The 19715-nt window shown below is 43.3% G+C and carries 18 protein-coding genes; 11 read left to right on the top strand and 7 right to left on the bottom strand.

From position 1 onward, the window contains the following. Positions 1 to 14 precede the first annotated feature (14 nt). Positions 15 to 791, top strand: coding sequence for a peroxide stress protein YaaA (yaaA, locus tag BK026_RS10165; RefSeq protein ID WP_071815766.1), 777 nt, complete (start codon positions 15 to 17; stop codon positions 789 to 791). A gap of 44 nt (positions 792 to 835) precedes the next feature. Further along, positions 836 to 1189, top strand: a complete 354-nt coding sequence (locus BK026_RS10160) for an RNA-binding protein (protein ID WP_071815765.1) — start codon at positions 836 to 838, stop codon at positions 1187 to 1189. Between the two features lie 60 nt (positions 1190 to 1249). On the opposite strand, the gene BK026_RS10155 is transcribed toward BK026_RS10160, so the two are convergent. Then, on the bottom strand, positions 1250 to 2494 hold the full coding sequence (locus BK026_RS10155) for an MFS transporter (RefSeq protein WP_071815764.1): 1245 nt from the start codon (positions 2492 to 2494) through the stop codon (positions 1250 to 1252). A gap of 642 nt (positions 2495 to 3136) precedes the next feature. Here BK026_RS10155 and BK026_RS10150 point away from each other — a divergent pair. The 3 genes from BK026_RS10150 to BK026_RS10140 are packed head-to-tail and all read left to right on the top strand — an operon-like array spanning position 3137 to position 4690. Next, complete coding sequence (locus tag BK026_RS10150) at positions 3137 to 3628, top strand: helix-turn-helix domain-containing protein (protein WP_071815763.1); 492 nt, start codon at positions 3137 to 3139, stop codon at positions 3626 to 3628. Beyond that, on the top strand, positions 3625 to 4347 hold the full coding sequence (locus tag BK026_RS10145) for an AzlC family ABC transporter permease (protein WP_071815762.1): 723 nt from the start codon (positions 3625 to 3627) through the stop codon (positions 4345 to 4347). The genes BK026_RS10150 and BK026_RS10145 overlap by 4 nt, the downstream gene beginning before the upstream one ends. Beyond that, on the top strand, positions 4337 to 4690 hold the full coding sequence (locus BK026_RS10140) for an AzlD domain-containing protein (RefSeq protein ID WP_071815761.1): 354 nt from the start codon (positions 4337 to 4339) through the stop codon (positions 4688 to 4690). The genes BK026_RS10145 and BK026_RS10140 overlap by 11 nt, the downstream gene beginning before the upstream one ends. Before the next feature lie 28 nt (positions 4691 to 4718). Here the strand turns inward: BK026_RS10140 and msrA are convergent, their stop codons facing one another. Further along, on the bottom strand, positions 4719 to 5330 hold the full coding sequence (gene msrA / locus BK026_RS10135) for a peptide-methionine (S)-S-oxide reductase MsrA (protein ID WP_071815760.1): 612 nt from the start codon (positions 5328 to 5330) through the stop codon (positions 4719 to 4721). A 565-nt stretch (positions 5331 to 5895) separates the two neighbouring features. Here msrA and BK026_RS10125 point away from each other — a divergent pair. After that, positions 5896 to 6330 carry an OsmC family protein gene (locus BK026_RS10125; RefSeq protein ID WP_071815758.1) on the top strand — a complete coding sequence of 145 codons (435 nt, stop codon included), beginning with the start codon at positions 5896 to 5898 and terminating at the stop codon, positions 6328 to 6330. A gap of 148 nt (positions 6331 to 6478) precedes the next feature. Here BK026_RS10125 and sodC read toward each other — a convergent pair whose 3' ends face one another. Next, entirely contained in the window at positions 6479 to 7024 is a 546-nt protein-coding gene (gene sodC / locus BK026_RS10120) for a superoxide dismutase family protein (protein ID WP_071815757.1), read from the bottom strand. A gap of 420 nt (positions 7025 to 7444) precedes the next feature. Between sodC and BK026_RS10115 the strand changes: the two genes are divergently transcribed. From BK026_RS10115 to BK026_RS10105, 3 genes are all read left to right on the top strand, one after another. Further along, positions 7445 to 8095: a glutathione S-transferase family protein gene (locus tag BK026_RS10115; RefSeq protein WP_071815756.1), complete on the top strand. Its 651-nt coding sequence runs from the start codon at positions 7445 to 7447 to the stop codon at positions 8093 to 8095. A gap of 122 nt (positions 8096 to 8217) precedes the next feature. Next, positions 8218 to 10062, top strand: coding sequence for a DUF885 family protein (locus BK026_RS10110; RefSeq protein WP_071815755.1), 1845 nt, complete (start codon positions 8218 to 8220; stop codon positions 10060 to 10062). A 208-nt stretch (positions 10063 to 10270) separates the two neighbouring features. Beyond that, positions 10271 to 10606: a VOC family protein gene (locus BK026_RS10105; protein WP_071815754.1), complete on the top strand. Its 336-nt coding sequence runs from the start codon at positions 10271 to 10273 to the stop codon at positions 10604 to 10606. Here the strand turns inward: BK026_RS10105 and BK026_RS10100 are convergent. From BK026_RS10100 to BK026_RS10090, 3 genes are all read right to left on the bottom strand, one after another. Beyond that, entirely contained in the window at positions 10603 to 12624 is a 2022-nt protein-coding gene (locus tag BK026_RS10100) for an NADPH-dependent 2,4-dienoyl-CoA reductase (protein ID WP_071815753.1), read from the bottom strand. The genes BK026_RS10105 and BK026_RS10100 overlap by 4 nt on opposite strands. A 125-nt stretch (positions 12625 to 12749) precedes the next feature. Beyond that, positions 12750 to 13244 carry a hypothetical protein gene (locus BK026_RS10095; RefSeq protein ID WP_071815752.1) on the bottom strand — a complete coding sequence of 165 codons (495 nt, stop codon included), beginning with the start codon at positions 13242 to 13244 and terminating at the stop codon, positions 12750 to 12752. 219 nt (positions 13245 to 13463) lie between these two features. Then, a complete protein-coding gene (locus BK026_RS10090) occupies positions 13464 to 15239 on the bottom strand; it encodes a DUF885 family protein (RefSeq protein WP_071815751.1) in 1776 nt (591 codons plus the stop codon). A 282-nt stretch (positions 15240 to 15521) separates the two neighbouring features. On the opposite strand from BK026_RS10090, the gene BK026_RS10085 reads away from it, so the two are divergent. Further along, entirely contained in the window at positions 15522 to 17798 is a 2277-nt protein-coding gene (locus tag BK026_RS10085; protein WP_071815750.1) for a winged helix-turn-helix domain-containing protein, read from the top strand. 259 nt (positions 17799 to 18057) lie between these two features. Beyond that, entirely contained in the window at positions 18058 to 18714 is a 657-nt protein-coding gene (locus BK026_RS10080; protein ID WP_143142113.1) for a hypothetical protein, read from the top strand. Positions 18715 to 18854: 140 nt separating this feature from the next. Here the strand turns inward: BK026_RS10080 and BK026_RS10075 are convergent, their stop codons facing one another. Continuing rightward, on the bottom strand, positions 18855 to 19319 hold the full coding sequence (locus BK026_RS10075; RefSeq protein WP_071815748.1) for a hypothetical protein: 465 nt from the start codon (positions 19317 to 19319) through the stop codon (positions 18855 to 18857). Positions 19320 to 19715 lie beyond the last annotated feature (396 nt).

Raw genomic sequence — 19715 nt, 5'->3', positions numbered from 1 at the left:
CTTAAGGAGTCGAAATGTTAATTGTAGTATCCCCAGCAAAAAATTTAGATTTTGAAAGCGAAATTCCTGTGAGCCAGTTCACTCAGCCTGCCATGCTTGAAGACACTGAACGTTTGATGGAAGTTTGCCGCACCTTATCGCCTGCTGACTTATCATCGCTGATGAAGATAAGCGACAAGTTAGCAACGTTGAACGCCAACCGTTTTGCTGAGTTTTCTACGCCATTTTCGCCCGATAATGCACGCCAAGCAATGTATGCGTTTAATGGCGATGTGTATACTGGGTTAGATGCTTACTCGCTTGATAGCGAAACGGTCGAATATGCGCAAAAGCATCTTCGAATTTTATCTGGCCTGTACGGATTACTTCGTCCTTTAGACTTAATGCAGGCCTATCGTTTAGAAATGGGCACTAAATTAGCAAACCCGGAAGGTAAAGACCTGTATGCGTTTTGGGATGATCGCATTACTTATGTGCTAAATAAGGCATTAGAAGCACAGGGTGACAATGTGCTGATCAACCTTGCTTCAAATGAGTACTTTAAAGCAGTGAAGAAAAAATCTTTAGATGGCATGATTATTACGCCAACGTTTAAGGACTGCAAGAATGGTCAGTATAAAATTATCAGTTTCTTTGCGAAGAAAGCCCGTGGTTTAATGGCGCGTTATATTCTTGAAAATCGCGTTGAAGACGTGGAAGGTTTGAAAAACTTCGACGTAGATGGCTATGTGTTTAGCGAAGAACAAAGCTCATCAACGGAACTTGTGTTCCTCCGCAATCAGGAAAGTTAATAACACCCGTTCATCCATAATCACCTTAAAAGTAGGGCATAAATTTGAGCATATTAGTTCGCAATTTACCTAAAACATTTACTCAAGAAAATCTTGAAGACTTGTTTTTCGAGTTTGGCACCATAGCGTCGTGCGATTTGGTGATGGATGAGGCTTCTGGCTTATCTAAAGGCTTTGGTTTCGTAGAAATGAGCACGCAAGAAGAAACCGATAAAGCCATTGAAAAACTTAACGCCAAAATTATCGACGGTAAGAAAATTCGTGTTAAGTGGTCAAATCAAGAGAAGAAACAGGCTGAAGCGATAGCTAGTGCGCCAGCGCCTAAAAGAGACATTCCCGAAGATGTGTGGGGAAGTGCTTCTCGCAATAGCTCTGAGCGTGAAAACGACGCCGAGTAATACCGAGGGAACATAATTAACAAGCGCTGACAACGAAAGTTGTCAGCGCTAAACCTTCATTTAACCAGATACGGTTGCTGTTTTTACTTGAGTATTGCGAGCAGTCATAACAATGGCCAGCCACACCAGTACACCACCACCGGCAAGCGCTAGGCCTACCCAACCCGTTGATGTATAGCCATAACCCGCTGACAGTGTCATTCCTGCCAACCAGGGGCCAAGCGCATTAGCGGTGTTAAAAGCCGCATGGTTCATGGCGCCGGCCAAAGTCTGAGCCTCGCCAGCGACGTCCATAAGCCTTGTTTGCAGCGGCACCACCATGCCACCACCGATACCAATGAAAAACAGTGATACTGCCATTAAGTATGGATTCCCCATCGACGCGGCGTAAGCTGCAGCTGATAGACCCAGTAAAATCTGAAATGTAATCGCTGACGTCAGTAGCCTGCCTTCAGAATAGCGGCCTGCAATAATGTTGCCCAAGGTTACACCTATGCCATAGATAAGCAATGTGACTGAGATCCCCCACTCAGGTGAAGAGGTTGTATTGAGGTAAGAGGCACTAAAGTAAGAATACACCGAGAACATGCCTCCAAAGCCAATTGCGCCCATGAGTAATACCAGCAGCACGTCTTTATTTTTCAGAGCTTTAAGTTCAGTTAGTGGCTTGGCATCTGGATTAGGTCCGCGGTACGGTGCAGTTTTCCACACCATAAGTGCAGTCACTAACGCAAAAGCTGAAATAATAAAAAAGCCAGTTCGCCATCCAAACATTTGCCCGATACCGCTAATTGAGGGCACACCAATAATATTGGCAATAGCCAAGCCTAAAATGACGTTACTGACCGCTTGCGCCCGTTTATTTTTACCGGCAATGTCTGCAGCAAAGAGCATGGCAATGCCGAAGTAAGCGCCATGAGGAAGGCCAGCAATAAAGCGCGCTATATTCATGGTCCATTCTGACCATGCTAATGCTGTTAGCAGATTGCCACCGGCATAAAATACCATCATTGAAATAAGCATGGTGCGTCTTGCAAGCCTAGAAAAAAAGATAGTGATTAGCGGCGCGCCCACTACAACACCAATGGCATAAGCACTAATTGCGTGACCGGCGACATTTTCAGTAATGCCAAAATCTTCTGCAAAGTAAGGCAATAAACCCATTGCCGCAAATTCACTGCAACCAATCACAAAGGTTCCGAAAGCGAGCCAAAAAGTTATGGTGGCCAGTGAGTATTCACCTAATGCTGAGGGCTGCTCTGAAGAGGCCTGGTCAGAAAGAATCTTGTCAGTTTGATTCGTCATAAACGTCCTTTTGTTCATTGAGTTCAATCACGTACTTAGTGGCTGTTTTAGCGAGGGGCTGTGAGCTTTGCTGAGCATGTTTACAATGTCTGTGTGTCGTCAAAGATCAAAAGACACTCAGCAGACTAGCGCTTTGATGAAACACAAAAACCGGCTCAACGGAATGTTTGCCGGTTCTCTTCGAATAGTCGCCCTTATCATTGATAATGTTTAGCAATGATCAACAGCCCGAAAGTTCGTGCTTTTCGTATTCGTTTAATGCAAGAGATCGTAGCATCGCTCAGACAGCAAGTAACGGTAACTGATAAGGTTTCTTAATCAATTCAGCGATTTAAATGTAGTGCTTTTGTTAATAAATTACGCCGGACCGTATTGCGTAGAAAGTTGAATGGGCGTTTAAAAAAGCGAAGGTGACTGTTTTCTGTGCACAAATATTGGTTACCTTTTAGTTCATCCCTTTGTCACCTTTTAACATTTGTTACGCATTCCAGTCGTGGCGTGAGTACAACGCCGTATCTATGCCCCTATTTAAAACAAACTTCTTGACTTCGAGGTGTTCTATATATAGAACGTTCCTTAAATGGAACAAAATCAAGTTGGTAAGGTGTGAATCAATCAACGCTCAACATCCTCGGAAGGCATTTGCAGAAACTCAGGCAAGACAAAGGTGTCTCGCTGTCGCAATTGGCAGCAGGGGCAGGTATCGCTAAATCTAACCTTTCAAGGCTAGAGCAGGGCAATGGCAACCCAACGCTAGACACCATTTGGCGGTTAGCTAAGCAACTAGACGTTCCGTTCGGTCAGCTAGTTCAGCCTCTTAGCGCAAGCGTTGGAGAAAAGGGCGTAGAAGTTCGTTTAATTGAGCAAGGACAAGGTATGCCGAACGTTGATGCCTATTGGATGTCGGTTGCACCCAATACTTTTCGAGAGGCAGAAGCTCACGCCACAGGAACAGAAGAAACGATTACCGTTGTTAGCGGTTCTCTAGAAGCTGGGAATAGTGGAAATACTCAATGGCTGCATCCGGGCCAAAGTCTAGCATTTAACGCTGATTTGCCTCACGTATACAAAACGCGAGACGAGTGGGCGACATGTCTTATCACAATCGTTTATCACAAAGAGGCGAAGGAATGAGCCAAGGTTCATCTAAAAGCGGAATTAAGCAGGGAGTTATTGACGGTTTGCCTTTGCTAGGTGGCTATATTCCCGTCGCTATCTCATTTGGCGTGATTGCAGTTCAAGCCGGTTTTTCCACACTAGAAGCCACGCTTATTTCCGTCTTCATCTACGCAGGCGCATCGCAGTTTCTTTTAGTTGCCATGGTGGCTTCAGGTGCGCCACTTTGGTTAGCGGTTTGTATGACGTTACTCGTTAATGTTCGTCATGTGGTTTATGCGCCAAACTTGGTGCCTTATCTGCCGCAAAGTAAGGCTTGGCCCTATTTAATGCATGGCCTTACTGACCAGATTTTTGCGTTAGCCCATACTCGATTACCGCTAATGGAAGATGCTAAAAAGGTAGATTGGTTTAAAGGTGTATCTATGGTGGCGTGGCTTAGCTGGATCGTAGGGACGGCGCTTGGCGGTATCGCAGGGGACTCGCTTACCCAACAATGGCCAATATTAGACAGCGTGATGCCCTTTGCCTTACCTGCACTTTTCCTTGTGCTACTCGCGCCTAAATTCTCAAGTAAACTGTGGAGCGCCACCTTGCTTGTTACTATGACGGCGGCCCTCTTTTTAGCTCTCAGCACGTTTAAAAACGCTGCAATTCCATTGGCTGCACTATGCGGTGCGATAACCTTCTACCTTCTTACCTTGCGCGTTGAAAGGAAGCAATCTCATGCACGTTGATATCTGGATAGCTATTGTTATTGCAGCCATTGGGACATACGCGTTGCGCGTAGGTCCGTTGCTGTGGACTCAGCGTCACTTTAATAAACACAAGGCTAATAACACCGAAGCGCGTTTGCCTACGTGGTTAAGCGTGCTAGGGCCGCTGATGATTGCCGCTATGCTAGGTGCATCACTTATTCCGAAAGCGCAGTCAACGGCGAGTTGGATCGCAACCGCAATAGGCACTGTTGTCACCGTGCTTGTTTGGCGCAAATACAAAAGCTTAGGGCTACCAGTATTGTGTGGCGTTCTTTCATTTGGTATGGCTTTTGGTATAGCTCGTGGTATCGCTTTGGTTTAGCGCTGGGCGTAGATGTTAAGTTGTTGGGCTACGACTTATTCTTACCCAAGGCTTTCTCGCCCCAAATTTCTTCCAAGCGCTGGTCACGCCCACAGTTCCATCGGTAGAACTTATAACGTACGGGGCTTTTTTTATAAAAATCCTGGTGGCCAATTTCATCGCCCTTAATCGGGTAAAAGGTAGAAGCATCGAGTATGGGCGTTACTACCTTTTGATTGGGAAATTGAGCCACTACGTCAGCTTTTGTTTTTTCGGCTATAGCACGCTCTTTTTCGTTTGCTACAAAGATAGCGCTTAAGTAGCTAGTTCCTTTATCACAGAACTGACCTCGGCTGTCGAAAGGGTCAATGTTCACCCAAAAATGATCAAGAATATCTTCATAAGACAGCATATCGCCGTTATAAGTGATCTTTACCGCCTCGTAGTGCCCTTTGTGGTCGCCATTGTACGTCGGATTTGGGGTGTTACCGCCGGTAAATCCCGACACCACATCAGTAACCCCTTCTAACTTTTCAAAATCAGACTCCATGCACCAAAAGCAGCCCCCAGCTAAAATAGCTTCGTCGGCAGTTGTCGTTGGAGTAAATATCGAAGCACTTAGCGTTGCGCCGAACAATACAGCGGTGATTGTTGATTTCATCATTTACCTTTACGTCTTGACTGAACCATATTGCAGTGCGTTATGACTGCGCTTTCTTTCCGCGCGTTTTTATTTAAAAGTGCGGCTAGGTCAGTGAACCTATACGAGTGTTAGATAAAGAACGGTTTAGACTGCAATTAATTTCACAGTGCCTGAAGCCCCACTGATCAGGGTGAGAAAAGAAGGCTAGCCGTGGTCAGCGGCCAGCTATATCGGCCTGAGTATAAAATCTTAGATACCGAAAAAGATAAAAAGAAAGTAAGTAAAATTTTCATCACACCCTGTAGCCTACTGTCATTGATATTACAGCCGCCTATTTTTGAGTTAGTAAAATCACGCTATAGAGCCCCCATGGCAGGGGGCAGAGCAAAAATATTCCTATCGGCAGAGCACTTGCATTACGTTAATCACACGAGGGTCCAGGTAAACGGCAATACGTGATTCAATTTGTGAGGCAGTTTCGTTTTGCACACATTATTTGCTTCACACAGCCGGTTATCCCTGTAACGACCTAAAAAAAGCGCTTGGCGCTTATCCAATTTAGTAGAAAAGTAAGGAAGAAAACATGTCTATAGTTAAATCAGGTAGTGCAGCATATAAACCGTTAGGTAAAAAAGGGAAGGGCAGTATTTCTACAGAGACGGGGGCTTTATCTAACCAGCCTTATGGGTTCAATACGCGGTTTGAAGATGGTAAAGGGACTAACCCAGAAGAGTTGATTGGTGCTGCGAATGCAAGTTGCTTCACCATGGCACTTTCTTTTGCGCTTTCAGACGCGGGGTACGATGACGGCGAGTTAAATACTACTGCAAAAATCAGTTTAGAGAAAAGCGATGACGGCTTTGAAATTACACAGTCAGCACTAAGCCTAGATGCAGAAATTGACGGAATTACTGAAGACGAGTTTGAGAAAATTGCACAGGAAGCAAAAGAAAACTGTCCGGTATCTCAGCTTCTCAATGCCAATATCACATTGGAATACCGATTGAACAAGGCCTAACAAGTATTGCTAGTCTTTATGAACAGAAACCGTTCGCTTTGTTAAGTGAGAGCAGGCAAATTGTTTTAATCAAGTGATGTATAAAAAAGCGGCTTTGAAGCCGCTTTTTCGTACACGTCGTTTTTGTATAAGATGGGATAGCGTTAGTTTATTTCCCAATTACGCCACATGCTACGCGGTCGCCACCGCCACCTAACTTTTTAGGTGAGTCAGAATAATTGTCTCCACCTGCGTGGATCATTAAGGCGCGGCCTTCAATATCATCTAACTCAAGCTCTGGTGCAAAGATAGGTTGAGTTGCGTTTCCATTTTCATCAACATAAAGCACCGGTAAATCGCCCTCATGCCCCTTTTCAGACCAAGGCGCACGGTGTTTACCGGTATCTTCTGGATCGAAATGCCCTCCTGCAGCCCCACCTAATACCTTTTTTCCATCTTTCATTGAGGGTGAGCAGTCACCATTTTGATGAACATGAAAACCATGGGCGCCTGGCGTTAACCCTGATAGGTTGGGGGTAAATACTACACCGTCATCATCATAACTGCTCACCAATACTGAGCCCATGCTCATCCCTGTTTCCAGGTTATTCATTATCACTTCTTTTTCATCGCTATCATGGTGGCCTGCGAAACTGTTCGCACTTAACATTAATGTTAGCGAGCCTGCTAGGGTAGATAATAAACGTTTCTTCATCGTGTTCTCCTTTACTCGATTATTAACACATTTGTTAAAAGCTTTAGAGTTAGATGAGCATAAAGTGAACCAGTATGGCGAATGACTCAGGGTTGGCGCGCAAGGCTAAGTAGATTAGGACTTTGAAGCAACAATCGAGTTGGGTGTAAGCGATTAGCTACTGGGATTTACGGAAATCATTATATTGGCTACGTGAAAAAGTTACCGACCATTACGTTATCTATTTGGCTTTTCCTCCTTCTTTTCACTCTATTTGAAGGTAGCCTCTTCATATAGTCTTTGGATATGCAGCCTCTCAACAGGTAGGCGACACCGTCATTCAGAAGTTACAGTGTTAAAACTCAGTAACAATATGGCAGTAGCACTTTTTTCCTATTCGACTTACAGTTAGCACCAGTTAGGCTATCAAAGGACATAGGCATGTATACACTTTATGGTTACCCGAAAACCCGCTCGGTGCGCGTGGCATGGGCATTGGAAGAGCTAGGTTTATCTTTTGACTTCAATTTAGTTGACTTAAAACAAGGGCAACATCTATCAGAAGAATACAAAGCCATTAGTCCAGCATCGAAAATTCCAGCCTTAACGACACCCGAAGGTACCTTGACCGAGTCAGCCGCTATTGTCACTTTTTTAGCTGAACGTCACGGTATGCATGAATTCATTCCAGAGCCAGGTAGTTTTGAGCGTGCCAAATATGAAGAAATGATGTTGTTTCTCACCAATGAGTTAGAGCAACCCATTTGGAATTTGGCAAAGCACACTTTCGCACTGCCTAAAGAGCAAAGACTTGAACAAATGCGAGAAGTGGCGGTATGGGAATTTAAGCGCGTACTGCCGGTATTTTCTTCTATGCTGGGCGATAAAGAATTTGTATGCGGCAACATGTTTACTATGGCCGACATAATAGCAGGTCATATTCTGGCGTGGGCAAAAGGCTGCAAACTTGATATTACGTTAGACGGTAAAGCAGACAATGTAGCCGCTTATGCGCAGCGTATATTAAGCCGTGAGGCGTATGAGAGAGCGTGGCGAAAAGAGATGTCATACCTACCAAAAGAAAGTCAATAAAGCACAATATAGTGTGAATAAAAAGTGCGTAAGTCGTTAGATTCACTTGCTGAGTTATCACTTACGTGTTTACAAACAACGAAAGGCAGCGTCTCAGGTAGAGACGCAGAATTAGGAAAGAAATGAAAATATTTAAAGCGCTGTTAATTAGCAGTGCCGTAGCTGCAGGTCTCGGCTTGAATGTAGTAGTAGCTCATGAGCACGGAGCAATCAGTGAGGCTGTGTCGTCACAAAATGTGATTAGCAAGCATAGTGAATCAGAACACGAGAAGCTGTTTACCTTGTTTGCAGAAGCTGATGAGAGAGATATTGCTCTTAGCCCGATATGGGCCATCTTCCGCGGCGATATGCGTTATGCCGATCGAATGGGGGACTTTTTTACCGATTCACACTTTTTAGCAAAAAGAACAGCCACACAACTCAACTTGTCTGAGCTCAAGCACATTGACAGAAGCAAATTAAACGACACAGACAAATTAGCGTACGACGTATTCAAATATAACGAAGAACGTTCGTTGGCAATGGCGACAAATGAGATTGCAGCGCTTACGGAGGTTCGTCCCTTTAATCATTTCAGTGGTTTTCATACTTTCTATCCTACTTTTGCAAGTGGTAAAGGGGCTGCACCTTTTAATACGGTAAAGGATTATGAAAACAATTTATCTCGACATCAAGACTATATAGCGATACTCAAGCGTGCGATTGACAAGTTTCGTGAAGGTATGCAAAGCGGTGTTTTAGAAACGAAGCTCACCATTGATAGAGTTGTTAAACAATTTGATACGCAGTTAGCTATACCCGTAAAAGACTCACAATTCTGGGGGCCTATTGAAATTTTTCCTGAAAGCTTTTCTCAAAAAGATAGAAAGCGCCTGACTGAACAATACGAGCAAACCGTTCAAGATATTTATAGCGCTACCGCTCAGCTGCGCGATTTTCTGCGAGATGAGTACCTACCCGTCGCTCGCGAAAGCGTAGGTTTAAGCCAAATGAAAGGTGGTGCAAAACTTTATCAGATGATGGTAGAAGACTCGACAACCTTATCAATGACACCAGATGAGCTACATAATTTGGGGTTAAAAGAAGTTAAGCGTATTAAAAATGGTATGCTTGAGATTAAAGATGAGGTGAGTTTTAAAGGCTCGCTGAATGCATTTTTTGACTACGTTCGTACCGATCCGCAATTTAAGCCTACAAGTCGTGAATCGCTGACGCAAACTTATTACGACATAGGGCAAGAAGTAGATAAGAAAATTGGTGAATATTTTTCACTTCTGCCTAAGTCAGAGTTAGAAATAAAACCTTACGACCCTGCTATTGAGCAGTTTAGTGCAGGTGGCTCATATCAGCCGGGCACGCCAGATGGCTCTCGTCCAGGTATTTTCTACTTTAACGCGTATGACTTGCCCAGCCGCTTAACGACCGGCAATGTTACTTTGTACCTTCACGAAGGTGCTCCTGGTCACCACTTCCAAGTTAGTTTAGCGCAAGAAAATGAAGCACTGCCGTCGTTCATGCGCTTTAGTTTCTTACCTGCCTTTGGTGAAGGTTGGGCGCTGTATTCTGAAACGCTAGGGTATGAAATGGGGTTCTTTGACGATCCATGGAATCGTTATGGCACGCTACAAGATGAACAACTTCGCGCCATGCGCTTGGTGGTAGATACTGGTATTCACGCGAAAGGTTGGACCCGAGAGCAAGCCATTGATTTTATGCTTGAAAATTCAGGCATGACCCGCACAGAAGTTGTGGCGGAGGTAGAGCGTTATATTGCGATCCCGTCGCAAGCGCTATCTTACAAAGTGGGGGCGCTTAAAATTCAAGAATTGCGCGCGCGCGCAGAGAAGGCATTAGGTGATGATTTCGATATCCGTGAGTTCCACGCACAAGTGTTAAACACGGGCGGCATTCCACTTGCTATTCTTGAGCAGAAAATTGATCTCTGGATCGCTAGTCAAAAAAGTTAAGGAGTAATACCTTTTTTAAACTTTTTACAGCGCAATCAGCGTTAGGTTAAGAACAGTAAAAAGCCTATATATGATGAAAAGCCAGTAATATTCAGTATTACTGGCTTTTTTCATTTTGCGACTAATGGCAGTGATATTGTTCAAAAGCTTCACTAGAGTAATAATTGGTATACGTGAACGATGGTTACGAAATTTTAGGGAGAATAAAGTGGAGTTAGGGCTATTTTCGTTAAGTTTAACGGTTAAAGACATCAGCAAGTCGAAAGCGTTTTATGAGGCCTTGGGCTTTGAAGCCATGCCTTCATGCGGCTCGGTGGAAGATAAATGGTTAATGATGAAAAATGGCACCACCATGATTGGGTTATTCGAAGGGATGTTTGAAGATAACATTATGACCTTCAACCCAAGTGATGTTAGGGCGCTTCAGGCAAATCTAGTTGAACAAGGCATCGCTCTAGACGTGCCTGTAAAAGGCGATAGCGGCCCCGGGCATCTAATAGTTAAAGACCCGGATGGCAACGCTATCATGTTCGATCAGTTTTAAATTCGCGCTGCTAGCTCAGCGCCTTGACGGATAGCGCGTTTAGCATCAAGTTCAGCCGCTACGTCAGCACCGCCGATAATATGCACGGTAAATCCTGCCTCTTCTAGAGGTTGTTGCAGAGGCTTAAATGGCTCTTGACCAGCACATACAATAACGTTATCGACTGGCAGTACTTTGGGCGTGTCGTTAATTAGTACGTGCAGACCTTCATCGTCTACTTTCTCGTAACTCACACCATTTATCATTTGAACATTGTGGTGTTTCAATGATTGTCTGTGGATCCAGCCCGTAGTTTTACCTAGCCCTTTACCTACTTTAGACGATTTGCGTTGTAGTAGATACACTTCACGCTCAGAAGGCTCTATGGCTTTTTCTTTTAGTGCGCCAGGAGCAGAATAATCTTTATCTATACCCCAGTGCGCCAGCCACTTTTCTTTATCTTTGGCTAAATGTTCGTGTTCTACCAAAAATTCTGCTACATCAAAACCAATGCCGCCAGCGCCAACAATAGCTACTTTCATGCCTACTGGCTTGTGGTCGCGCAATACGTCTAAATAACTCATCACTTTAGGGTGGTCGTGCCCTTCAATTGTAAGCGTACGGGGATTAATACCGGTGGCTAGCACCACTTCATCAAACCCCTCATCGGCAAGGCTTTGTGCGTTAATCTCGGTGTTAAGGTGAACCGTAACGCCCACGCGAGCTAGCTGATTGTCGAAGTAGCGTAGGGTTTCGTAAAACTCTTCTTTACCCGGCACTTGCTTGGCGTAATTAAATTGACCGCCAATTTCACTGGCTTTATCAAATAGATGTACCTCGTGACCGCGCTCTGCGGCATACATGGAGAATGCCAAACCCGCAGGTCCTGCACCTACTACCGCTAGTTTTTTCTTATTTTGCGTAGGCGGGAAGGTAAGTTCGGTCTCGTAGCACGCTTGTGGGTTTACCAAGCAACTCGCGCGCTTTTGTTCAAACGCATGGTCTAGGCAGGCCTGATTACATGCAATACACGTGTTGATTAGCTTAGACTCATTGCGCATAGCCTTCGCTACAAAGTGAGCGTCAGCCAAGAAAGGACGTGCCATCGACACCATATCAGCATGACCTTGTGCGAGTACCGATTCCGCCACCTCTGGGGTATTAATACGGTTAGTGGTAATAAGAGGGATAGACACCTCTTTTTTCATACGCTCGGTTATCCAGGTAAACGCTGCACGTGGCACAGATGTGGAGATAGTGGGTACCCTTGCCTCGTGCCATCCAATGCCGGTATTAATTAGCGTAGCGCCTGCTTTTTCAATTTCCTTCGCTAAATATACAACCTCGTCCCACTTGGCGCCGCCTTCGACTAAATCCAGCATAGACAGGCGATAAATAATAATGAAGTTAGTGCCCACTTTCTCGCGTACACCTTTTACTATTTCTATTGCCAGACGAGCCCGGTTTTCTAAGCTGCCACCCCATTCATCATTTCTGTGATTGGTGCGCTCACAGAAAAACTGATTTATGAGGTAGCCTTCAGAACCCATAATTTCCACGCCGTCATAGCCTGCCTTTTGAGCTAGGCTAGCGCATTTTACGTAGTCTTTAATTGTCCCTCTTACGCCGCGAGAGGATAATTCGCGAGGCTTAAAAGGAGTAATAGGCGACTTCATCGGTGAAGCCGAAACAGCAAGCGGATGATAACCATAGCGGCCTGAATGCAATATTTGCATGCAAATTTTGCCGTCTTCCTTATGTACCGCATCGGTAATAACACGGTGTTTTTTTGCGTGGCGAGAGCGGGTCATTCTGCCAGCAAAGGGCGCTACCCAACCTGAAATATTCGGGCTGATACCGCCAGTCACAATAAGCCCTGCGCCGCCTTTTGCGCGTTCAGCATAAAACGCAGCAAGTTTATCGAAGCCGCCTTTTTCTTCTTCTAGGCCTAAGTGCATCGAACCCATAAGTGTGCGGTTGCGAAGCGTTGTAAAGCCTAAATCTAAAGGTTCAAGTAGATGAGGGTAGGGTGATGTCATTATTATTAGCACTCATTTTTTCAATTTGCTTGATGCTAACATTAATTAAAAAAGTTGCCAGAACTACGAGATAGTCTGGCAACCGAAAAAGGGAGTCAGGGAACGGTCTCCCTCAACTGGCGTCGTTAGTAAGGTGCAACCTTACCAATGATAATTTTGTTACTGCGCCTTACAAGAGAATAGAATTTGTCAAAACCACTCTTTATATTTTCTTTTGAATAATGTTCCGCTTGCGATTTCATGAACTTAGTGCCTTCAGCTGTTCTAGAAAACTTGAACTCCTCTACTGGATTATTGGTAGGGTAAGTCACCATGAAACTATATTCGCCAGTTGTCATAGCATAAAGCGTAGGAATCGACACGCCGGCTAGCTTAGAGCCTTCTATGAAGTACTTCATAACTAATTCCTTAAACGTGTCTTCTTGTCCAACCTCAACGTCTAAAAAATACATCATTGAATAGTCAGTAATGTTACTTTTCTCGGGGGCAAGATTGGGAAGGTACGCTTGCCACTCATCACTCGATAAGGCAATGCCTTTTGTGTCTTCTTGTGAAAAGGAGAGGGAACTAAACACGCTAAACTGCAGTGTAATAAAACAAAGCACAAACCAATTTTTCATAGTTTATTTTCCATGTGTGAATTGTTGTTTAGAAAGAGTTATTTTGAACTAGCAACTTAAAACTGAAAAAAATTGAAATTTGATATTTTTGGTCGTAATGCGTTAAAGGTTAAAGATTAAGGGGTGTTGCTTAGGTCTGTTTAATTCCTGTTCAGGTATTAGCTAGCAGGATGCCGCTTTAGATGTTAAAGCAGCACGAAAGAATACGGCTTACTATTTTTACAATCCCGTCTCAGACAATAAATCTTCAAGTAAGGGAAGCGGTAAGGCGCCATTTTCTAACACTCGGTCGTGGAAATGCTTCAGCGAAAATTTATCGCCTAGTCTGGCTTTCGTTTGCTCACGCAACGCCAATATTTTGAGTTGGCCCAATTTGTACATTGGCCCAGAACCAGGTACAACGATAGCTCTATCTACTTCAATTTCGGCTTCGTTTTGACTTAGTGCAACTTCAGTCATCAGATACGCAACTGCTTTCTCACGAGACCATCGCTTTATATGGATACCTGTATCTATAACCATTCTTGCGCTTCTTAATAGGTCGTAGTGAAGATAGGAAAGCACTTCTTCTGGCGTTTCATAAAGCCCAAGCTCGTAACCAAGCTGTTCGGCGTACATTCCCCATCCTTCCATATAGGAGCCGAAAGGTGTTTGTGAAATGATATAGGGTAGCCCTGCTAGCTCGCTAGTCACGTTTTTTTGATAATGATGACCGGGGATCCCCTCATGAAAGGTTAATACAGGCAAACTGCTTTTAGGTAGCGCCCTCATATCACTTAAATTTACCAAAACTGAATTGTTGTTATACCGGGCTAGGGAGTCATTTTCCTCAGTAAGCAGTGGGCTTCGAATAAACTGTAAATCGGGCACGTCAGGTTGAGAAAATAACTGTGGTAACATCGCTCTCATTTTTTCGTTTTGAGCGTGCATTTCATCCAGTAATGCCTGTCGTCCTTCTGGTGAGTCTTTAAAGTAAAGCTCGTCATTTAGTAAGAAAGAATTCATAGCTTGAGCGAACGTCATTTGCTGGAAACCAAAATCTTTAGCGAGAATGTCGAGCATTTGTTTTTGGATTCGAGTAACTTCAATCTCGCCAATGGTAAAAACATCGCTTGGCGTTGTATCTAACGTAGTGAAAAATCGTAAATAGGCCTCATACGCTCTTTCTCCATCTGGTAAACGCCAATAGCCAATGCCATCAGGTGTTACTTCTTGCAGTTCCTCATATAACGCTATCATTCTCTGGTAACTGGGGTAAACGTAGTCAGAGATAACGGCTTTAGCTTGCCGGTAGAATGCTAATTTGTCATTGTGCCCCACTTCATCTAGCGCTAGCATTTTAGTGTTTAGTGATGTCAACAATGTATTATCTTCAACCTTTGGTGCTATAAATTTAGAAAGTTGCCTCAACACATTTTCGATAACTATGCGTGGCGGAACAATGCCCAAGCTTTCTCTTTGACGAATCCCCTTTATTACATCCTCAAAATAACGAGCACTATCTCTAAGGCGTGCTATATAACTTTCTATATCATCCTCACTTTCAATAGGGTGGCCATTGGTCATAAATTCAGGAAAACGACTATGTAACCCACCAAATGTATCTAGAGGATAATTATGATACTGGTAAGGCTGAAGTGCCTGAAGGCTATCAAGAAAATGAATGACAGCGTCTTGCGTTATTTTTTCTTGACCTGTCAGATCACGATATTGTGAAACTGTCGATTTGATAGAAGCAAGATCAGGGAGCTTCTCGATAATAGTTAATTTGTCACCGTTATCAAGGATATAATTATGTTTATCAATCCCTAAATGGTGCAATCCAAGAGTCGTTTTCATTTGAGGGCTTGAAAGCATTAGTTTTAATACTTCTCTATCCAAAAGCACTCTCATGGATAACGGCTTATCAGTATGCCATTGGTAAGTTATGAAAATACTCAACCCGACAACAGCCAACGCTATTACGCTAGATAACCACAATATGACTTTTTTCATTTTTTCCTCTGTTAGAAAATGTATAGAAAGCTGGCGAAAGCTTATATATTTCAAAAGCCTAATGCTTGAAAAAAACTTGAAATATAATTGAATATTGAGGTTGCCAGAGTCGTTTTATGAGGTGTCTAAAGCGCGTAATTTCAGGAAATCGAAAGTTTACGAAGAAGAATGAAAGGAACAGGGGGGCGCGCAGACACAGACTTTTTAGACTTTTGTGTAGTTGTCTCACTCTCTCGCCGTTGCTACTTTAGTATTAATTAAACAAAACGCTACGCCTCAAGGATGAATGACCTAAATCGTCAATTTTGTATTGCTGCATTATCAATAGACCCCTTAGCTAATACACTTCATTTCCAAGCCCGAACCGAGAAGCTTTCACCAAAAGTTATGGAAGTATTCTGCACCTTACATCAAGGAAACGGGGGAGTGGTGACGAGAGAGCAGTTGTTGGACTCTGTGTGGGCGGACAGGTTTGGTGGTGATGAATCACTGTCTCGCGCCATCTCAGAACTTCGAAAATCACTTTCTAGGCTGCTGGATACTAATAAGAAGATAATTACAACCGTTCCTAAACGAGGTTATCGGCTTGAGTTATCACTATTGACAGAAGTTTGTCAGGTACAAAGCCCTGCTGTCGAAGCACCTTCTGAATTACCGGCCACACAATCTGTTCAAGCTCACAGTGTGAAAAAACGTTCTCCGATTGTTCATTTGCTCATCCTTGCAACTGTGTTGATAGCAGTCGTTACAGTATTTTTCAGTGGCCTTGGTGACAATTCTCAGAAGGAATATCGAGTACTTGTCATTCCTTTTGACGTGACAGACAGTGACAGCAAAGATGAACGTACCTTAGCAAACGGCCTACTTGAGTTAGCTCTCACGCATTTGTCACACGTTGACAATTTCAAAGTAGCGAGTCGAACGTCGAGTGCTTATTTTAGAACCAATAAACATAGCCTTAAAGAAATTCAAAGCTTGTTACCAGTCGACCTTATTCTTGAAGGGGCTGTTAGACGTGAGGGTAACGAGCATAGCGTAACCTACAGACTCGTTGAAGTAGATTCGGGGTTTACGCTTTTTTCCAATAGCAAAACAGTAGAGCCACTGAATATGCAACATGCAGTGAATGACTTGGTTATGAGTATAACTGCACATTTAGGTATTGAGCACAAGCTGATTGCGCCTAGCCCTCAATCTGAAGAAGCTTATCGACTTTATCTGTTAGCAATGGATATCCTTACCCAGAATTACAATCTTGAAGCCCTTCAAAAGGCTCAGGATTATCTTGTAAGGGCGAATGCTCAGTCGCCCAAGAGCCAGCTAATAGTCGAGTCGATCACAAGCAATTATCTCGAGATGATGAACTTAACATCAGGAAAAGAGCAAGATGCGGTAGTCAACGCTGCCAAAGTCTTCCTGAAGCAAAGCCGAGCAATTGGGATCTCGAGTAGCACGCTATCTTTTTTTGAAGGAATGCTGCACATGCCCCTCATGAGCGATCCGACAAGAGGCAATATACAAAAGGCATTAGCGCATTTTTCCGAAGCTAAAATGTTAGGTGAGAAAAGTTTTAACTTTTATTTCAATTATACCTACTTACTGACTATCCACCATCAATATGAGAAAGCACTTGCTATAGCGAGAGAAGGGATAGGCACTCACCCTCTTTCCTATAGACTTTATGGTGGGCTTGCGTTTGTCAACTTACTGCTTGGAGAAGAAAAAAATGCTCATTCAATATTTGCGAAAATGAGAGAAATAGCGCCACAAGACCCCACAACAGCATGGATGGAGGCGTTGGCGAGCACATTATCAGGTCAGTATCAACAGACGTTGGACTGGGCCAAGCAAGAACGAGCAAGTAACCCGTTAACCAAAACGCTCATGCTTGATCTGAGTGTTTTGGTTGTAGCTAACAGAAAAGACGAGATCATACGTTTATTTTCTTTGTGCGAAGAAAAGGGAACGTTGCCAGCTCTAACAAAGGTCGATTGTTTCCATGTTACATTTGCTAAAGCAATATATGAGAAGGATGTTGCCGGGTTATCACTGCATTTATCTGGCTTAGAAGATGCTCACCTTAGTTCATCTTATATTAGGTCAATGGTTGGGCAAGCACTTTTAATAATGCCAGTCCACCTTTTGGAAAAGTATAAAGCAACGTATGAGCGTATACTCGAAGGAGAATTAAACGGGGGTGGGTTCTCAAATATAGCATCGCTTAACTTATTAACTGCCATTTATTTTGAACAACAGGGTGACGCCATACTGTCTTCCGAAGAGATTTCTAATAAGGTTGAGTCGATGTTTAAGGAGAAAGTGATGCCTATCGCTTTTAGCGCGGAGTACCACGCGCTACTAGGAAACAGTGAACGTGCTATATCACTTCTAACATTGCTTGTTGACGGTAACGACGTGATGGCTATCGGACGATATTATCCTTACTTTCAAAGCCCTGCTTTTTCAACATTACGTGAGGACAGCCGGTTTCTTGACTTAGAAGCGAAATATACACACAAGCTTTCTAAAATGAACCGAGAGTTAGCGTGGGAATTTTGAGCGGAAATCAGTTTCTAGACTCCTTTGCCCTCCCGTAAAATCGACTGGTGCCGTGATGCGTCAAACGCTAATTTACTGTAGTAAGATTAGGTGCAGAAGATCGTGTATTTAGTGAGCTGGAACAGGTGCTCGAATATGATTTGAATATATTAATCACAAAAATTTCAGAAATACTTCCGGTTTATCATGGGTAATTAAACGATATTTAGTTCCACTTTTTGATGTTAACGACAACATGTAAATAATGGAGCAAACGACCATGGACAAATCGACGTTGAAAATCGGTATAGTCATACTCTTCACCTTTCTTGCCAATGGACTAGATGCTGCAACGGACGCACCGGCTAATGGGCATGATACTAAAACGTTTGGTGCTCAAAGTTCGCCATTTTCTCTTTTCACAAATAGGCGAGTTCAAAATACGCCAATACCATCGGCTGACTTAGCGAAGCGCTCTACAAATGGCACCCCTGTAGATATGTGGCCTCCTAGGCGTTTTCCAGTCGCTCCACTTGTTCCTCGTTTTGAGGTGTCCTCTTCAGAAGAAGCAAGTACTGATTGGCCTGCTGACTATCAAGGTATATGGGTATTAACGTTGTCTAGACTGGATCGAAATGATAGTGAATTGTTTTTGATGAGCGTAAACGCCGATTTAGAGGTTAAATTTCTGATGGATAGTTCGACGCTTGCTTTAGGACGTTTATCTGCAACCAGTGAGGCCGATTATCAAATAAAAACCGTGTCGCTGTGTAACTGTGATGCGTCAGAAGGTGCCTATAAAAAGATTAATGTAACGTTTAGCATTAATGAATATAAAGAGATACAGGGAACTTTTACAGTAAACGTATTTCAAAGAAATGCACATATACTCTCAGTTTATTCGGGCTATGTTGAGGGCACATTATTGCCAATGTGATATCGCAAGAGGAGATAGGCGACACCGTTCCTATCTCCGTTGCACTCAGTGTAATGATGAGACTCGTGCTGGAATTATTTTTAATAAACGAGGCACAAGTTTTTTGGTGCCTCGTTTTTTCAAGGTTGGGTGCTCTAGGCTTATGGCTGATAAGGAAGTGAAGACTGATGAAGAATAATTCTTATTTTTCCATCGTCGCACTGCTTGAACACAAAACTTTTGTTCACAAAAATATGGCTGTCATCTTCTCCAATAAAATGAACGTTACATTGAACGATAGCCAAATCACCATTTAAGATGTAGTCTTCTTTGCTGTACCAAACTTTCACCCATGGCTTAAGCTTAAAGCCATTATCATTGGGGTAAGCGCTGTTTCCTCCAACAAAGTAAGATAGTGCGCCTTCTTTGGTAGAGCGAAATGTTTGAGAGCCAAAAGTTAGCGTTGGCTTGAATAGGACCTTACCGTTATCGTAATCGTAATTATTCGACAGAATTTCTGAAGCAAAAGCCTTCACATCGCCGCCTTCCGCATGTACCTTTCCAACGGCAACGACATTGTCACACCAAGTCTGAAGTGCAGTATGTACCATTTCATCTGTAAACATTAATTTAACTCCTTATATTGAGCGTTATGTTATATTGTAACCTTTGTGGAGGACAATATAACGTTATCGACAATATGTAATTATTTATCCGTGATAGTCATTTTCTATCAGTATCCTTTTTCAACACATTTTTCATTTCACTTGCGACTGTTTATCTGATTCGCGTTAGCGCGCTTTGCAGAGAGGTCAAGAAAGCTTTGCATGCTTCGCAAAGCGAAAAGAATTGAGCTTATCACTGTAAGCGAATCATGAGATTTTCCTAGAGCGATATGCCTGTGCGGTTTTGAATTGAGTGACCACTTACAGTAAAGATAGCCACGCCAATAAAGGGATAATCAATAAATATGAGCAAAAAGAAAAGTTAGCGTTCGATGCATATTTTTAAAAGTGATATGT

It is taken from the genome of Alteromonas sp. V450, from assembly GCF_001885075.1.
In the GTDB taxonomy this organism is placed as follows: domain Bacteria; phylum Pseudomonadota; class Gammaproteobacteria; order Enterobacterales; family Alteromonadaceae; genus Alteromonas.
Note: the sequence above shows the minus strand (reverse complement) of the source record. Positions and strands in the feature narration are given on the sequence as shown.

Excerpts from the sequence above, each read along its gene's own strand:
- yaaA (WP_071815766.1), top strand. The coding sequence starts at position 15 with ATGTTAATTGTAGTATCCCCAGCAAAAAATTTAGATTTTGAAAGCGAA.
- BK026_RS10155 (WP_071815764.1), bottom strand. The coding sequence starts at position 2,494 with ATGACGAATCAAACTGACAAGATTCTTTCTGACCAGGCCTCTTCAGAG.
- BK026_RS10145 (WP_071815762.1), top strand. The coding sequence starts at position 3,625 with ATGAGCCAAGGTTCATCTAAAAGCGGAATTAAGCAGGGAGTTATTGAC.
- BK026_RS10140 (WP_071815761.1), top strand. The coding sequence starts at position 4,337 with ATGCACGTTGATATCTGGATAGCTATTGTTATTGCAGCCATTGGGACA.
- msrA (WP_071815760.1), bottom strand. The coding sequence starts at position 5,330 with ATGAAATCAACAATCACCGCTGTATTGTTCGGCGCAACGCTAAGTGCT.
- BK026_RS10125 (WP_071815758.1), top strand. The coding sequence starts at position 5,896 with ATGTCTATAGTTAAATCAGGTAGTGCAGCATATAAACCGTTAGGTAAA.
- sodC (WP_071815757.1), bottom strand. The coding sequence starts at position 7,024 with ATGAAGAAACGTTTATTATCTACCCTAGCAGGCTCGCTAACATTAATG.
- BK026_RS10115 (WP_071815756.1), top strand. The coding sequence starts at position 7,445 with ATGTATACACTTTATGGTTACCCGAAAACCCGCTCGGTGCGCGTGGCA.
- BK026_RS10110 (WP_071815755.1), top strand. The coding sequence starts at position 8,218 with ATGAAAATATTTAAAGCGCTGTTAATTAGCAGTGCCGTAGCTGCAGGT.
- BK026_RS10100 (WP_071815753.1), bottom strand. The coding sequence starts at position 12,624 with ATGACATCACCCTACCCTCATCTACTTGAACCTTTAGATTTAGGCTTT.
- BK026_RS10095 (WP_071815752.1), bottom strand. The coding sequence starts at position 13,244 with ATGAAAAATTGGTTTGTGCTTTGTTTTATTACACTGCAGTTTAGCGTG.
- BK026_RS10090 (WP_071815751.1), bottom strand. The coding sequence starts at position 15,239 with ATGAAAAAAGTCATATTGTGGTTATCTAGCGTAATAGCGTTGGCTGTT.
- BK026_RS10085 (WP_071815750.1), top strand. The coding sequence starts at position 15,522 with ATGAATGACCTAAATCGTCAATTTTGTATTGCTGCATTATCAATAGAC.
- BK026_RS10080 (WP_143142113.1), top strand. The coding sequence starts at position 18,058 with ATGGACAAATCGACGTTGAAAATCGGTATAGTCATACTCTTCACCTTT.
- BK026_RS10075 (WP_071815748.1), bottom strand. The coding sequence starts at position 19,319 with ATGTTTACAGATGAAATGGTACATACTGCACTTCAGACTTGGTGTGAC.